General features: G+C 42.4%; 13 protein-coding genes. 2 read left to right on the top strand and 11 right to left on the bottom strand.

Features of this window, described 5'->3' with window-relative positions; all coding sequences use genetic code 11:
* The 6 genes from NYE25_RS04510 to NYE25_RS04485 all read right to left on the bottom strand — a co-directional run bounded on the left by NYE25_RS04510 (position 1) and on the right by NYE25_RS04485 (position 7,028).
* Positions 1-810 (bottom strand): alpha/beta fold hydrolase, encoded by an 810-nt coding sequence (locus NYE25_RS04510; RefSeq protein WP_341145223.1) that lies wholly within the window; start codon positions 808-810, stop codon positions 1-3.
* Between the two features lie 233 nt (positions 811-1,043).
* Positions 1,044-4,943 carry a discoidin domain-containing protein gene (locus NYE25_RS04505; RefSeq protein ID WP_341145222.1) on the bottom strand — a complete coding sequence of 1,300 codons (3,900 nt, stop codon included), beginning with the start codon at positions 4,941-4,943 and terminating at the stop codon, positions 1,044-1,046.
* Between the two features lie 275 nt (positions 4,944-5,218).
* Entirely contained in the window at positions 5,219-5,569 is a 351-nt protein-coding gene (locus tag NYE25_RS04500; protein ID WP_042188045.1) for a DMT family transporter, read from the bottom strand.
* A 17-nt stretch (positions 5,570-5,586) separates the two neighbouring features.
* Complete coding sequence (locus NYE25_RS04495; protein ID WP_341145221.1) at positions 5,587-5,913, bottom strand: DMT family transporter; 327 nt, start codon at positions 5,911-5,913, stop codon at positions 5,587-5,589.
* Positions 5,914-5,926: 13 nt separating this feature from the next.
* Complete coding sequence (locus NYE25_RS04490; protein WP_052404282.1) at positions 5,927-6,460, bottom strand: TetR/AcrR family transcriptional regulator; 534 nt, start codon at positions 6,458-6,460, stop codon at positions 5,927-5,929.
* 91 nt (positions 6,461-6,551) lie between these two features.
* Positions 6,552-7,028: a GNAT family N-acetyltransferase gene (locus NYE25_RS04485; protein WP_341145220.1), complete on the bottom strand. Its 477-nt coding sequence runs from the start codon at positions 7,026-7,028 to the stop codon at positions 6,552-6,554.
* 125 nt (positions 7,029-7,153) lie between these two features.
* Between NYE25_RS04485 and NYE25_RS04480 the strand changes: the two genes are divergently transcribed.
* Positions 7,154-8,821 carry a ribonuclease J gene (locus NYE25_RS04480; protein WP_341145219.1) on the top strand — a complete coding sequence of 556 codons (1,668 nt, stop codon included), beginning with the start codon at positions 7,154-7,156 and terminating at the stop codon, positions 8,819-8,821.
* Between the two features lie 56 nt (positions 8,822-8,877).
* On the opposite strand, the gene NYE25_RS04475 is transcribed toward NYE25_RS04480, so the two are convergent.
* Both NYE25_RS04475 and NYE25_RS04470 read right to left on the bottom strand, forming a co-directional pair.
* Complete coding sequence (locus tag NYE25_RS04475) at positions 8,878-9,975, bottom strand: aminoglycoside phosphotransferase family protein (protein ID WP_341145218.1); 1,098 nt, start codon at positions 9,973-9,975, stop codon at positions 8,878-8,880.
* Positions 9,976-10,065: 90 nt separating this feature from the next.
* Positions 10,066-11,622: an ABC-F family ATP-binding cassette domain-containing protein gene (locus NYE25_RS04470; RefSeq protein ID WP_042188035.1), complete on the bottom strand. Its 1,557-nt coding sequence runs from the start codon at positions 11,620-11,622 to the stop codon at positions 10,066-10,068.
* A gap of 230 nt (positions 11,623-11,852) precedes the next feature.
* On the opposite strand from NYE25_RS04470, the gene NYE25_RS04465 reads away from it, so the two are divergent.
* Positions 11,853-12,437 carry an AAA family ATPase gene (locus NYE25_RS04465; RefSeq protein ID WP_042188032.1) on the top strand — a complete coding sequence of 195 codons (585 nt, stop codon included), beginning with the start codon at positions 11,853-11,855 and terminating at the stop codon, positions 12,435-12,437.
* Between the two features lie 118 nt (positions 12,438-12,555).
* Here the strand turns inward: NYE25_RS04465 and NYE25_RS04460 are convergent, their stop codons facing one another.
* The 3 genes from NYE25_RS04460 to NYE25_RS04450 all read right to left on the bottom strand — a co-directional run bounded on the left by NYE25_RS04460 (position 12,556) and on the right by NYE25_RS04450 (position 17,071).
* Positions 12,556-14,511 carry an acyltransferase family protein gene (locus NYE25_RS04460; protein WP_445667117.1) on the bottom strand — a complete coding sequence of 652 codons (1,956 nt, stop codon included), beginning with the start codon at positions 14,509-14,511 and terminating at the stop codon, positions 12,556-12,558.
* A 262-nt stretch (positions 14,512-14,773) separates the two neighbouring features.
* Positions 14,774-15,235: an NUDIX hydrolase gene (locus tag NYE25_RS04455; protein WP_341147679.1), complete on the bottom strand. Its 462-nt coding sequence runs from the start codon at positions 15,233-15,235 to the stop codon at positions 14,774-14,776.
* A 36-nt stretch (positions 15,236-15,271) separates the two neighbouring features.
* A complete protein-coding gene (locus NYE25_RS04450) occupies positions 15,272-17,071 on the bottom strand; it encodes a vWA domain-containing protein (RefSeq protein ID WP_341145217.1) in 1,800 nt (599 codons plus the stop codon).
* Position 17,072: the final 1 nt, after the last annotated feature.

Raw genomic sequence — 17,072 nt, 5'->3', positions numbered from 1 at the left:
TTAATTTCCCATAAAGAATGCAGTAAGCTCAGTTGAAATGATCCTTGTATTGAGTTTCTTCGTATGACCGAGCCCCTTTTTACTTAATAGTTTCGCATTAGGTAGTACTTTAGCTATTGCCTGAGCACCATGCCGTAAGCCAACAGGACTCTCCGTACCTTCGAGGACCAGCGTTGGAATGGTAACTGTGCTCCACAAGGTGGCAGGAAGCGGCTTTCCGTCCATATACCCATCCAATAAAACAGCATCATAGGGAAGAGTGTGCGCTACAGCCATTAGGTTAGACCATACACTTGGCATTAAGCGCATCAATTTAACAACAAACGCAGGTGCTCCCATACCTTTAGTCATAAAATACTTAATTGCCTCAGATCGGCGATTTGTAGCAATAAGCTCAGTAACATTCATTACGAAATCTAGAGGCGGTTTAGGATCCGAAGCATCGACAACAAATGGAGGCTCATGCAGAGCTAATTTTGTAATATTTGCTCCATCCGCTGCTGCCTGTAGAGCAAGAACTGCTCCAGAAGACAATCCCCAGACATATGCCGATCCTCCGGCCGCATTAATTATAGCCTGCAGATCTTCGATCTCACGAGCTATTGCGTATGGCTGAGTGTCTCCGCTATCGCCACGACCTCGTCGATCGTAATTGAAGACTGTGAAATTCTCAGACAACAGATCAGCTAGCTGTACCTGACTTGGGAATTTTCGGTAACTAAATGCACCTGTCACTAATATAAGTGCTGGCCCTTGACCCATTTTGTCATAGGCAATCTTAGTTCCGTCCATTGAAGTTACTAAATGCATTTCATCTCTCCTTCGCTTTAACGTCTGATATCCGGACTTCTATTTAAACGACGAACGGAAGATGATGAAATCGACACATTCCTAAAAATTTATTTCTTATGAGATAAATACTATATCCTACCATTTATTTCTTGCTCATCAAGTCAATATCCTTCTCCGAAGTTTTAAATTTTCACTATCCACAATATAAAAAAAGGGAAAAGTTCCGAAGAACTCCTCCCTCACACTATCGCTTAATGAATCGTCAGATTAAAACCGCTCTGAATATAATTCAGGTTGGGGTTAGCGATATTCGTAGTCGTCAGGTTGTTAAACGTTGCTGAACCATTGCCTGTGTAAGTATAGATTGCCGAACCCTGATGTGGCCCAGAGAAACGTGAAGTAGTAATACCATCAAGCCCAGTACCATTAATATTGATGTTGTTAAACACGATATTCTCAAATCCACCACCATAACCGAACTGGATTGCATCGCGTTGTGTATTGATGATATCGATGTTGGTAAAGGTGACGTTCTTGATGGCATCATTCGATGCCTCTAAATCGATGGCTCCACGTTCTCCACCATACAGATCTTTACTGGTACCACTTGTGATAATCGTAGTATCTGAGAAAACAATGCCCGCATTATTCTGGAAATGGTAACCAGGGAAAACGGTGTTCATACGAATACCAGAACCACCTACAGTGTCGATGATGTAGTTGTGATCTGCCTTATGACCGCCGCCTCCAAAGAATGCTATGGCTGCAGCACGCCAGTTATTCTCAATCGTGTTGTAGGAGAATGTGTTATTTACACCCGCCGGAGCACCATTGGTGTTACTAGTCCATACTGCAAGACCATCGTCACCGTTATTTCTTACGTTGGTGTTTCGAACAATCGAATTGCTAGTGCCTTGGGAGTAGTTGATACCATCGGCAAGATTGTTCCGAATCCGGCTGTTTTCAACCACAAGCCCACTGGCATAAATAGCAGGTGTATGAGCATAGTCGCCTACCCACATGCCACATTCAAAATGTTCTACCCAGACATCATGGATAATTGAATTAGTACCAAAGTTATCCATAAATCCTTTATAAATTGCATTTTGTCCATAACGGGATCGCAAATTCGAATTCATGTAAACATTACTAAAATCTAGCTTGCCGCTAATACGGAGTGAAATACCGCCTCCCGCCGCATTAGGATTAGTAAACTGGAGGTTCGTATGCCAGATTCCAGCACCCGTCACCGTAAAGTTGTTAATCATATTGCTGGCAGAGCCAATTTCCCACATGCTGCTAAGATTAAATGTTCCGGCAGGAATATACATGCTCTTACCACCTGCAACAGCTGCATTCACCGTTGCTTTAAAAGCTGCAAGGTCATCCTGACCATCATTTGCTACAGCACCATAATCTGTCACTGACACGGAGTTCGCCGGACGAGCGACTGCAGTAGGAACGGGTTCGATTTCGAGGAAATCAACACCATATTCCAAGCTATCTCCATTGTTCTTCTGAATACGGATGATATCTCCAGGCTGGAGAGGAGTATCCAATTTCCAGTGGACTTCGTCAAATCGGAAGAGCGGACGCCCAGCACTAGGAGTATCACCAGGCATATCCCCCGAAAAATACTGCCAGCTGTAGTAGGATGTCAACGATACCGTTTTGACTTTTACTCCATTCACATACACGTCAAGTGAACCATTCAGTCCCATACCATCCGAAGAGTCAGGCATAGTAAATCTCATAGTTACACCCGCGCCGCCTTGTCCTTGTCTGACTGTCCATCCCACGTTCGAGCCGTTTGAAGGAAGCGCTACATAACGCTGACCAGATGCTTCTGAAGCAATTAGTGCTTGATCAAACGTAGGTGCTGATTTCATCGTAGCACCACCACCGAGAGTAGCATCTTCGGTATCGTACCGACTATAAGGCATGCTTGCACCACGTAAAGCATAGACCACCAGATTAGTTGTGCTTATATTGTTTGATTGCTTCGCTGTTACCTCATTAGCATCCACTTCAACAGTAGTGGTTACAGTGTAATTACCGTTGACTGCTGTCCATGTCCCTGGAATCGTGACGTTAACGGAAGCTCCAGCAGCAAGGGTCCCGGAATAGGATCCATTAAATGCTTGAATCGTGGTACCCGCTGAGTTTTTAAGAGCTACAGTAACACCATGAGAACCGCTTGCAGAAGCAATGGTTCCTTGATTCTTGAGATTTACGGTAAAAGCTACTGTACTATTAGCCACAGGATTACTTGGTGTCCATGTAGTCACACCAACTAAGTCAGAGCTGGAGACTGGAGCGATAACAAGAGATGCCCCGTTCGTATAGCTGTTATTCCCTTCGTTCTGCTCGAAAATCACATTGTTCTCATCTACTTTAGCGCTGAGAGCATAGGTCGCAGCGGTTTTGGCCCCAGCGTTTAATGTCATTGAGGCTGTTGTTGATGCGCCTGCAGTTAATAAACCTACTGGAGCAGATCCAACGAGCTCATTGTTTAAGTAAAAGTTGACAGTGGTTGCTGCGGAGCTAGCATTACCGTTGTTCTTAACAACTGCATTTAATGTAATTGCACTTGTCTCGACAGGAGTAGTAGGTGACCAGGACATACCCGTTATCATTAGATCAGGGTTCGCCCCTGGTGTACCGAATACTTGAAACTCCGCGATTTGCCCAGCAGGGGCACCAGAGTTCGAAGTGATATTCAACTGCAGACGTTTAACCGTTGCCGTAACCGGGATGGTTACTGTGTTGCCCGAAGCTGGATTAAACGTATACGATTGAGCCGATACCAAATTACCGAAGGTAGTCGTGTCTTGATTGTGACCGAGCACCTGAATCGTTTGTGTGCGAGTACTCCATGCAGAGGCTGGATTCAGCTTCAAAACGATTGACGTAATGTTGTGGTTCGCCCCTAAGTCGAGGGTGAGCGAACTTGGATTGCTGCCACCTTCCCAGTACGTGCTTGTGTCATTATCGTTCGCATTTGTTGCTACGAACGTTTGTGTACTGGAAGAAGCGGTAATCGTCTTGCCGACAGCAATATTGCTACCCGGTGCAGGTGTTGGGGTGACCGTCGGTGTTGGCGTTGGGGTTGGTGTTACCGTCGGTGTTGCTGTTGGTGTTGGTGTTGGTGTAGGTGTAGGAGTTGGCGTTGGTGTAGGTGTGACCGTTGGCGTTGGTGTTGAGGTAGGGGTTATTGTTGTCGACGCTACAGTGATTTGGTCAAGGTTAACATTGCCAGAATCACCAGCATCATATTTATATGCGATGGTGTTGTTACCCGCATTTAGATTAAGAACTTCTACTTTAGTGCTCCATGAATCCCAATTTGGTAAGTTAGATAATGAGGTCTGGCCAATTTTAGCACCATTGACGTAGACACTTATTGTCTTTGCACTGCCACTTGCATTGGCGTATTTCAATGTCACCTCACGACTACCTGCTGCTGGCACGTTAACCGTGAATGTCGTTGTTGCACCTTGTGTCAAATATCCATCCACGAAGCCCGCGCCGGAGTAACCGGCATGATCCGTGTTCACTTTAGCTCCTCCAGACAGTGAAGCAGATTCAGCTTCATAAGTGCCGGAAGGCGATGGAGTTGGAGTAGGAATAGGGCCACTAGCGCCGTAAATCTCGAATTCAGAGAGCTGAGCTGCCGGCCAACCTGTGTTGCTCGTTACATTCAGACGAACATAACGCGTACTGGTTGAGGCAAAGTCGATGGTAACACTGTTCCCTGCCACTGATGGATTGAATTCATAATTTGCAGAACCTACAATATTCGTGAATGTCGAACCGTTTGTGCTCCCTTGAACAGCCAATGTTTGCGTCCGCGTCTCCCAACCAGAAGGGAGCTTTAGAACGATTTGATCAATATTCGTATTTGCACCTAAATCGACTTGAATCCATTGCGGGAATGCATTATTCGTACTTTCCCAATACGTGCTTTGATTACTGTCTTTAACATTTTCAGGACTATAAGTTTGTGATTGACCGCTCGCAGTTACATTTTTGCCGAGTGTCAGGTTTGGTCCTCCGGAGGCTGAAACAAAATTAAGTGGGCCCGCAGCCAAGAATAAACTTGAAATCAGCATGGATACTACCAGCGACCATACAACATACTTGTTACGCATTTTAATTTTAATCCTCCTTAAATATGTTAGATTCTCAAAAATTCACGAACCTATCAGAGTGCTCAAATGGTAGCGTTTTCAATAGAGATCATCCAGAGCACATTAAAAAGAACCACACCCTCCCTTCACTTTCAGACACACTCATTATAGATAAATAGTAGCTCAAACTATAAGATGTAATTCTACGGAAAAGGTAAGTGATACCATTATCGCGAAACTATGCGATTTATGGAATCTATGACATCCGTTTAAAAATAAAAAAAGAGCCTGATTTATCAGGCCCGTACTTTGTCTTCACCTTTGGCAGGAGAGTTTAATAATACCACTCCTCCTACTATTAATACTATTCCGGCAAAAGTAAGAATACCAAATGGATCTCCCCACACGACAATACCCACAATTGCAGTTAGAACAGTACCTACACCCGACCAAATCGCATAAGCTAAGCTTAACGGTAATTCTCTAAGGCTTATGGATAAACTATAAAAAGCAATAATAAAACCAATAATAACCCCTATAGAAGGTAGTAATTGCGTGAATCCTTCTGACATTTTCAACATAGTAGTCCCTACGACTTCGCTAGCAATTGCTATACTTAGAGCAATATATCCTACATTTCTTTTCATGCTGCAGCCTCCAAATTCTAATGAGCCCCACCTGAGAGCTTCATAATGATTACACCACCAATGATAAGTAGAAGACCTAGTAATTTCTTACGATTAAAATTCTCCTTATAAATAACTACGCCAATTATAGCTGTCAAAGCTGTGCCTACCCCTGACCAAATCGCATAAGCTGTACCTAATGGAATTGTTTTTAACGCTAAAGAAAGACTATAAAATGCTAAGCCCATACCAAGGATCACGCCAATGGATGGGAATACCCTTTTAAACCCGTTAGACACTTTTAGCATTGAACTGCCAAATACCTCACAGATGATCGCTGTTGCAAGTAATATATATGAATTCAAAGATAACCTCTCCTTACTTCGTCATATTTATCAATTCTTGAATGACTTTCGTGCGTAATTCATCATCTAACACACCTAATCCGAACATTTCGGAATACCATAACCCATCTGCTGCCAACCTAATGATAGTGGAGCGTACAGGATCAATGCCATCGTTCTCTATGTTTTGTTGCCACGTTGCATATTGACTTTGAAATTTGTTAAGAATATCTGGATTTGTGAAAAGCGCAGCAAGAAGCGCGGTACCAATCTCTTTGCCCTCTTTAATATCATCATCCATGGCTTTAGTAATAGCACGACTCCACTTCCCTTTTTCAACCGTTTCGCTCATTGCTCTATCTTGTACATTGGTAAAAAAATGGTTCGTTAGATCTTCGACCATCCCTATGATCAAAGCTTCTTTATTTGGAAAATGGTGCAGTAGCCCGCCCTTACTGACCCCGGCTTCTTTAGCCACAGCTTCAAGCGTAAGCTTCTCTACTCCATTATTTTTAACAACTGTGGAAGCCGCCAATAAAATAGTTTTACGTTTAGAATTACTGTTCACATTGATCACCCCTGATATTCACTATACCGTCTGGACGGTTTTATTGTCAAATAAAAAATAAGCCTGCTAATCCAGGCTTACTAAACCATAATTAAATTAACTCTTTAATATACCAAGCATCACATGCGAAATGCTCTGAGCCAGCTAATGGGGCATCTAAAAGTTCGAAGCCGTTTTTTATATAAAAACGGTTAGCCGCATGCATGTTCTGTAATGTCTCCAAATAACATTTGTTGTAATATAGCTTGGCAAAATCCAGAGCCGTATTTAAGAGTTCGGAAGATATCCCTCTACCTCTAACAGACTGAGATAAGTACATTTTTTGCAACTCACATATGTCGCCCTCATTGCCGAAAGGCGCAATGCCACACCCGCCCAATATATTTCCATCTTCTTCTACAACCCAATAGGCCTGATTATCGCTTTGATTGTAATACTCATATAAATGATGCAGGCTGTCATCTTCCCACGCAAGCCCTGCCCTATTCCCGCCAAACTCAATCAGACAGCTCCTAATAATCTGTTCAATCGCACGATTATCGTTCTTATGTATTCTTCTGATGTTCATGATCAATCTGTCTCCTAACTTTTGAATATCAATCTATTGTTATACTATTGTACCACCTCAATGAAAGGATAATTATAAGGGATTTCATACATAATATAGGTTAATTTAGAAAAGGAGGGACTTTAATGAAAGTGGCAGCTAAGCAGCTCTGGATTGCAGCATTAGGCGGTGTGAATGAAATTGGTAAGAATATGTATTTCCTGCAATATGCTGATGATATTATTGTCATTGATTGCGGTTCTAAATTTCCGGACGAAAGTCTACTGGGGATTGACCTCATTATTCCTGATGTTACGTATTTATTAAGCAATCTTGATAAGATTCGAGCATTAGTAGTTACACATGGACATGAGGATCATATTGGAGGAATTCCGTATCTACTCAAACAATTAAATCTTCCGATCTACGCATCTCGGTTAACCTTAGGTCTAATTGAAAATAAACTGAGGGAACACGGAATATTACGTCAGACCAAGCTTCATGTCATTGATTCTGAGTCTACTTTACAGCTAGGAGCGATTACTACAACGTTCTTTAATACCAATCATAGTATTCCGGATTGCCTTGGTGTTGTATTCGATACCCCAGAAGGGACCGTTGTTCATACAGGGGATTTCAAATTTGACATGACCCCTGTTAATAAGCAGTATCCCGATATACATAAAATGGCTGACATTGGGAAGAATGGTGTAAAGTTCCTGCTCTCAGAGAGTACCAATGCAGAACGCCCAGGCTTCACCCCCTCTGAAAAACTCGTTGGCGCTCATATAGAAGAAGCATTCATGAAAGCTAACCGTAGAATTTTTATCTCTACCTTTGCTTCAAATATACACCGTCTACAACAGATCATTGAAGCTGCTCGTTTAACCGATCGTAGATTAACCTTACTTGGCAGAAGTATGGTTAATGTTGTTCGAGTAGCCCAGGAACTCGGGTACTTGAGCATTCCAGATAACATGCTGATCGAGCCTACAGAAGCTGCCAAACTCCCTCCAGAGCAAGTAACTGTATTATGTACAGGCAGTCAAGGAGAGCCCATGGCTGCGTTATCGCGACTGGCTAACGCAAGTCATAGGCAGATGGAAATCCAGGCAGGAGACACCGTTCTGATAGCAGCTAATCCCATTCCCGGGAATGAACGCAATGTATCTAGAATCGTCGATAATTTATACGTGCTTGGCGCTAAAGTCATCTATGGATCACGCAGCGAGCTTCATGTATCTGGGCATGCAAGCCAAGAAGAGCTTAAGTTAATGTTAACCTTGATGAAACCTGAATATTTCATACCGATTCATGGTGAATACCGTATGCTACATCATCACAGCTTGTTAGCCGAGGCAGTTGGTGTTAACCCCAATAATATCTTTATTCTAAAAAATGGAGATATCGTCGAGTCATCATCAGGTGTCGTCCGCCAATCTGGCCGAGTGGCAGCCGGACAAACCCTAGTGGATGGCCTTGGGATTGGAGATATTGGGAATGTCGTTCTTCGCGATCGTCGCCAGCTATCAGCAGACGGTATTTTGATTACAGTGATTACATTAAGCCAAGAAGATGGACGTTTATTAAACGATCCGGATACCGTATCCAGAGGATTCATCTATGTCCGTAACTCAGAAACTTTAATGGAGGAGATCAACAAGCTTGTAACCTCTACCCTTCAAAAGATGAGTGAGGCTGACCTAGGCGAGTGGAATATCATCAAGCAGACCATCAAGGAGACCCTAAGTAGATTCCTGTACGAAAAAACGAAACGACGTCCAATGATTCTCCCCATCATTATTGAGGTGTAGCAAAAAGGAGCTCCTGTAATAGGGGCTCCCTTTTCATATCTAATGAGAATTAAGAACTATGTTATCCATAATTTCAATGTCTCTGCTTCTAGCGTCATTTTTTGATGAATAATAATGATTTGCTCTAGCCGATTAACCCGCTCCTGAAGATTAGCGTTTAACAGGTCAGATTGTAGCTGAGCATTCAGAGAAAAGTATTGTGGGACTTCCCAGACACTACGTAAAGAAGTGCTTAAACAATAACCATATCTTGCAAGGGATTCGTCCCCCTGCCATCCACTAGCCTTTAATCCTTTGATATACGAATGGAATAAAGACTCTTTGAATTCCTCGTAACGATGGATGGGAATCACACCAAGACTCATATTTACGCCAAACATTTTACCAAGATCTTCACCTAAACCTGATATGCTCATAAATTGCCAGTCTATCAAGACTAACTCTCCGTTTTGAGTTAACAGCATATTCCTTTGACTGAGGTCCTGATGGGCTAATACTCGCGGCAAGCGATGGAGAGCATTCAAGTTACTGTCTATCTGCTTCGTGAAGTCTTGGAACCAAGCCCAAAGGCTTCGGTCATTGTCTCTATGTAATTGATGAATATATTCTTCAGGGTTAGGTGCATACATTTTACTTGCGGTAGTCCATGATCTAAGCCAGCTTCTACATATCCATTGGTTATTAGGAGTGTTCTTTCCTGAAAGATAAGCTCCATTAAATCGGCCTAACCGTTCAGCGATAATATCAAACTGCTCCTTCGTATGTGCATATTCCCCGTCTATTCGTTCCATCCATAACCATACGGTACCATCTACTTGTTCTTCAACAAGATAACACTTAGGAGCTTGGATTGAGCTAGGAAGCTCATCCAGAATCTTAGATTCAAAGACTAGGGCTTCTCGTCGCCAGTAATTGTGATGTGCTGGATCCTCTTTTTCTACACTATCAGACTTGATGATTTTTAATATGATTGACCATGGAAGCTGCTCGTGATTAACTATTGCCAGACCATGAATAGAAAAGATACCCGCTGTTGTAAAGTTAGGTGTTTTATAATCTAAATCCTCACATGTGAAATCGACTATTTCTATTTCTTGTTCTCCAAAAATTCTTTGAACACTGATGTTAAGCTGATCCATTTTATTCTCTAACACATAGACCCTCCCCACTATCCATAAAAAAGCCTATAAAGCGTAACTGATTCGTTAACACCTCATAGGCTTGTTCAATAAAGATTTGCTTATTTAGAATACTTTTGTTGTCCAATCTTCGCAATTCCAGATATCGGTGACAATGTCTTGATAAAAATCTGGTTCGTGAGAGATCATGAGAATGCTTCCCTTATATGCTTTCAGCGCACGTTTCAGTTCATCTTTGGCATCGATATCCAAGTGGTTCGTCGGCTCATCTAATACGAGAATGTTGGTCTCACTGTTAATGAGTTTACATAGACGCACTTTAGCTTTTTCTCCACCACTTAGAACAGCAATCTTACTTTCGATATGTTTCGTGGTCAGTCCACATTTGGCAAGGGCAGCACGTACTTCGAATTGTGACAGGGATGGGAATGTATCCCAGATCTCCTCGATACAAGTCTTGTAATTGCCTTCTTTCATTTCTTGCTCAAAGTATCCAATCTCTTGATGGTATCCACGTTCTACCGAACCGGACAATGCTTGGATTTCGCCTAAGATGCTTCGAAGCAAGGTGGTTTTACCGATCCCGTTCGCACCGACCAACGCGATCTTTTGTCCACGCTCCATTAACAAATTAAGCGGTCTGGACAACGGTGTATCATATCCGATAACCAATTCTTTTGCTTCGAAAATCATCTTGCCCGCAGTTTTACCTTCTTTAAAGTTAAACTGTGGTTTTGGCTTCTCTTTTGCAATCTCGATGATTTCCATCTTGTCGAGCTTCTTCTGTCTGGACATTGCCATGTTACGGGTAGCTACGCTGGCTTTGTTACGTGCAACGAAGTCTTTCAGCTCTGCAATTTCTTGTTTCTGACGGTTATAAGCAGATTCAAGCTGTTGTTTTCTCATTTCGTAGACCTGTTGGAATTGCTCATAATCACCCACATAACGGGTCAGCTTTTGATTTTCCATATGGTAGATCAGGTTGATAACGCTGTTCAAGAAAGGCATATCATGTGAGATCAGAATAAATGCATTATCATACTCTTGAAGATAACGTCTCAGCCATTCAATATGCTGCTCATCCAGATAGTTAGTAGGCTCATCTAGGAGCAGAATATCTGGTTTTTCAAGCAACAGCTTCGCAAGCAGGATTTTGGTACGCTGACCACCACTAAGATCAGCTACGTCACGATCCAATCCAATATCTGTGATGCCTAGACCGCGCGCGGTTTCTTGTATCTTCGCATCGATCATGTAGAAATCTTGATTTGTAAGCGTATCTTGGATCGTACCAACTTCTTCAAGCAGCTTTTCCAACTCTTCAGGCGACACGTCACCCATTCTGCCGTACATATCATTCATCTCTTGCTCAAGATCAAAGAGGTATTGAAAAGCGCCTCTGAGTACATCTTGAATGGTCATGCCTTTGGTCAACACTGCATGCTGATCGAGGTAGCCAACACGCACCCGTTTGGACCATTCGACCTTACCTTCATCCGGTTGAAGCTTTCCTGTAACAATATTCATAAAAGTGGATTTACCTTCGCCGTTAGCGCCGAATAATCCGATATGCTCGCCTTTTAGAAGACGGAATGAAACATCCTTGAAGATCGCACGATCTCCAAAACCATGACTTAATCCTTCTACATTTAATATGCTCATTTATGGACACCTTTTTCTTATTTTTCTCGCTATATTATAAGCAGGATTACACAAAAACTCAATGGAGAAGCAAAAAAATATCATATTATGGACCGTAACGCGAAATATCTCAGGTTCTCAAAACCTACGGTAAATGAGGATTTTACGCTGGCGATCACTCATCTTCTTTTATATGATAATATTTAGAGATAGACTGTAGCAATGAATTGAGGTTCTAAGGAGAGACAATGATGAACAAACTTGTATTTTTTCTGGGGCCAGCTGGGGCAGGAAAAACGACATTAGCTAAAGCGATCGCTTCCCGGCGTAAAGTACCCTTCTTTGATATGGATATTCTATTACGTCCAGCAGCTGACGCCATTATGACCTTTCACGGATTGGACCCGGCAGACAGAGACTCTGCCGATTACAAAAGATTATGCCGTGATTTGGGCTACCGGATTACGATGGATGCAGCGCTAGACAATATAGGCCTGAATGTAGATGCATTTGTGGTTGGGCCATTTACTAAAGAAGCTGCCAACCCTGACTGGATCAGCAGTGAGTTATCTCGAATCGGACGTTCGCTGCAAGATGTTGAGGTTAAAGTTGTCTTGGTCGAACTAGCCAATGAGGAATTGTATCGGACACGAATTCACGATCGACAATCACCATTAGATGAATGGAAGTTCCAGCATTGGGATGAATTTCGCAAATCATTTGGAAACCGCAGTGTGAAGTGGCCGCTTCCAAGTTCTAATGTGAAAGTGATCGATAATTCTGATCCAGACATAACTACGACTGTGGCTGTGGTGGAGCATTTTATCTACGACTAGGAATTAATTAGCTCTTCAATGATCATTCGTTTACGAAAAAAAAAGACCGGCAAAGAGAGAACTCTCTTGCCGGTCTATTAAAATATAATATCAAAAAGTTTGGAGATTCAATTAATTCTTACTTACTTTCCAAGGCTTTCGCAAGAAGTGAGGCGTAACACTTGGAGCCCTCTGGTTTAAGATGCACACCATCTTGGTAGAAATAATCGTCTTTTCCTTCACTTGCAGAGTACCAGTCTACTACGGTCGTATTACTATATTCACTGGAAACTTTTGAAATATTGTGATTCACATTATTCTCCCATTTTCTTGGAACCCGTGTATTGACCAAAAAAATCTGCTCAGCATCACTTAATGAATCCAGTAAATTACGTAATTGCTTTGAACTAAAGGATCCGTTAGTCCCAAGCTCGATTATAACCTTTTTACCCAGCCGGCCTTGAGCTTTAAGCTGATCCACTACCTCCTGAGCTTTAGCCATCTGCCGACCGATCTTTCCCTCGATGACAATGCCAGGTAATTCCTCTGAAAGGTATGGTGCTGCATCCAAAATGACAGAATCTCCAATGGCCGTAACATCCGTTCCAGCTTGACTCTTCTCAGCCACAGGTTTCTTTTCTTCAGGAACAGATTTTTTCACTTCTGATTCAGGCTTTGCTATTTCTGTATTTGTAGTTCCCACCTTAGTATCAGCTTTTTTCACTTCAGGTTCAGTTGTAGCTGTTGCCAAGGCTGGTATTGATGGTTTATCAGTTATATTTTCGTCTATCGCTTTATGATCTGCGGGATCATTCTTTCTTCCCATATCTTGTTGTTCTTGCTGCTGCAGTCGTTGTTCTTGCTGTTGCAGTTGTTGTTGTTCATACTGCAAATCTGCCAATTCGATCGCAGACGTATCCGATCCAGCGTTTAACAAATAACCTTTGCATGCGATTGGGATAAGAATCACAGCAATAATAGCCATTAAGAAGCCTGGACGAAGACCACCCCTTCGTTTTACACTGATGTTCTTCCAAGTTTCTTTAAATGAACCTCGACGAATGGGCTCCTCCACATACTTATATGACAATGCTGCTAGAAGAAAACTTACTGCTACCTGAATGATGATCCGAAGCATGCTGCTTTCTTCAGTACTCACATTCGGACTGCTAAGGATAATGACTGGAAAATGCCATATGTACAAGCTATATGATCGCAGCCCGATCCAACGCAAAGGTTTACAGCCTACGATCGATCCCAGACGGCTAGCAGGATGAGCTAGAACGGCAATAACTACAGCTGCAATCAAAGAAATCACTAAAAACCCACCACGGTAAAGTAAATCATCGAACTCATTAACCTGATTAAAAAGTACCAACAATAGAATGAGTCCTAATCCCCCTACAATATCAAGCACACGCCGAGCCGGTTCTGAGACGTTATCATTAAGTTTCTGACTTGGCCAAGCAACTGCAAGTGCTGCTCCAATGAGAAGCGCAAATAAGCGGGTATCCGTTCCATAATATACTCTACTTGGGTCTGTCCCCGGTACGTAGATCAATGCCATGGCTAAAGCCGAGACTGCTGCGCAAGCCATAATCCATGCAATAAGCTTACCTCGCCGACGAGCGATTTTCATCACGATGATGAGAACTATTGGCCATAGAATATAAAACTGTCCTTCAATAGAAAGCGACCATAAATGTCCGATAGGAGATGGTGGGCCAAAGCTTTCAAAATAGGAAACATTATGAAATATTAGCCACCAGTTATTGAAATAAAATAAGGAAGACGTAAAGTCACCCTTGAGCCCAAACAATCTTGATGGTTCTATAATTAAAAGCCATATGGCAACCACAAAAAGCATAACGGCCATCGCAGGTAACAGCCTCCGCGCCCTACGAACCCAAAAGTCTACAAGGTTCAGCCTTCGGTGCCGCTCCCACTGGCTAATGATTTGGTCAGTAATGAGATATCCGGAGATTACAAAAAATATTCCAACGCCGAGAAGTCCACCCTCAGCCCAATTCAGATTCAAATGATATGCGATTACAGCGAGTACTGATAAAGCCCTTAGACCATCAATTCCTGGCACATAACGCCTGCCGCCTACAGATTGTATAGAAGACTGGCTCCTCATATTATTTCTGAAAAGCTTCGTGTTGTCTTTCATAATGTTTCAGTCCTTACCGTCGATTTATCGTTCATAAGTAAGACGCTGTAAACGTATGAAAAGTTCTGTAATCAAGTGAAAATGTTATAAAATAAAAAAAGAATGAATGGTTGATCGTAACATTTGTTCATTGTGCTCCCTACATTAACTCAGAGGTTTCATTAATTAGGACGCAGGGGGACCTCTAAAAAGTTTGCTGATTTTCTAATATAAATATTACTTCTTCTACTTCTTTGCCCTGTAACTCTACGTAAAAAGGCTGCACAGCATCATTTAGGCAATACTCTAGCCGCAGTCTTAGGTTTTTCCATGTGAGCATATCCATTGCTTGTTCTATTGAGAAAAACCCCACTTCCAAGCTCTCGGAACTAGTAGCAGGTTCGCCACCGATAGCTTTACCCAAAAATAACGTAGTGCAAATAGATCGATCCACATTTTGAAAAACGCCGCAGAACTTATTTATTTCTATATCAATACCCGATTCTTCTTTGCCCTCCCTGATTGCCGCTTCTTTAAGTGACTCTCCCTCTTCGACCTGTCCGCCTGGCATCTCCCATCCTCTTTTTGGACCTTTTATTAATAAAATCTCTCTTTGATCATTGAATACAACGGTAGCTGCGGAAAGAATATGTTTTGGGGGATTCATATCCATTGTTACCTCGCTCTAAATTTATTCTAAGCCCTAATTAATTCTGAATACAGGTCCTTTGGGTGAGAAAGGCAAGTCATTTCCCTTGGGCAAAATATAAGCATGGTCTCTTTTAATGGTCAGCTTGTCACAATAACCATCTGTAATAATTAGAAGTGGTCCTTTTTTCGGAAAATCCTCAGCTTGTTGAATCAAATCAATAGCTGGTTGTAAGATCGTTCCCCCTCTTCCCTTCACTTGTACCCGATCCGCGATAGCCTCGGGGGGCATGTAACCTGCATCATAAGGACAAGCATCACAAAAGATAATCCGTGCAAAAGGAACATCACGAGCCTGCGCATAACTTGAAATGGCCCCTAATGCTTTGGCCAGAAGCTTTTTATCCATTGAGCCTGAGGTATCTAAAATAACTCCAAAAGTACGGCCATCATCTGCAGCACCGCTATGAACCCACTGTGGTCGAGGGATATCAGGCGTAGAAGATTGACGTCTGCTAATTCGTGAATAAGATCTGGTCTTCTCAAGCGGTGAGAAATAATGATCAAACCAACGAGCAAGCTCTACATCCCATTTAATAGGTGGCTGGCCCAGCGCTCTAATCTCTTCAACTAGTCCTGATGGCAAAAGACCGCGGCTTTGCTCTTCATGATACATAAGTCCTTGTTGCATAGCATTCTTACAAAAATCATCAAGCGTTTGTCCTTCTCTCACATCCCAAAAGCTAGATGAACCGTTATCTAAAATATCACCGAGTCCGTTGCCTCTCAAGGTTGCCAGTTTCTTATAAGTGCGGATATCTCCGACCATACGATCATAAATCGTTTCAGCAGATAAACCTTTAAGCTCAGGATCTAATAAGAGTCCAATTCGCGGATACTCCCCTACACTCATTTCTATTAGCCAAAGATTTATTACGTAGTCACAAGCCACATTCCAAAGATAATGATCTCGACCAAGACATCGCTCGTGATGCTGAAGCCCCGCATGCAGAAGCTCATGCGCCATCACGAAAATACACTCCTCGTCGTTTAGTCCGGCTGCAGGGTTCATAAATATTTTGCGCTCAATAACGTCAATGGCAGCTATGGAAATATCAAATCGCCGACATATCGCTGGATCTTCTATAATCTCAAAGCCGGCGGCAAGCGCACCTAATAAAGGATATCTGTCCATAAACCATCGTTTTGCACGTTGTGGAGCGGTTAATGAAAGTGCAGGGTCACTAATAGTATTAGCATGGCCTCCAGCAACACTTACTGCATTCGTCACAGCATTAGATAACCCATAAGCAAAATAGGCTTCCCAATCCGGTGCTTTTCCCCAGTATCTTTTGGTGGTTTCTCTAACATTCATATCCAGTTTTGAAACACCCGCAGTCCCAAAATATCTGGAGGTGTCCGGAATTCCTTTTATCATAAATTGCTCGTAAAGCTGTTGTTCATCTTTAATTGTAAGATCAATTCGCGACTCCATATCTGCGGGTACTTTCCCAAGCTTCAAGTCATTTAAAAACTTTGCTATGTACACATCACATGCAACGTTCCACGCCACTTGATTCTCTTTACTCTTTAAATGTCCAAGACCTAAATGAAGAAAACAATGTGCCAAAACGTACATCCATTCAGCAACCTCGCCACGCCGTTTAGGATGAGTGTAAATATAACCGTTATTAGTGACAATTGCCCAGCCGTCTTCAGGATAGGGACTATTTTCATTATGAATAATCGAAGCTCGAACAGATAACGGTGCAAAAATAGGATGATCCGCGATTAATGAACATGCTTCATTAAAATTTTTCAAAGCGGGATTATCTGGAGTTGTTTTTTTAGCCATA

The sequence above is a fragment of the Paenibacillus sp. FSL E2-8871 genome, from assembly GCF_038000345.1.
Classification (GTDB): domain Bacteria; phylum Bacillota; class Bacilli; order Paenibacillales; family Paenibacillaceae; genus Paenibacillus_AQ.
This window is presented reverse-complemented; position numbering and strand designations above follow the sequence as displayed.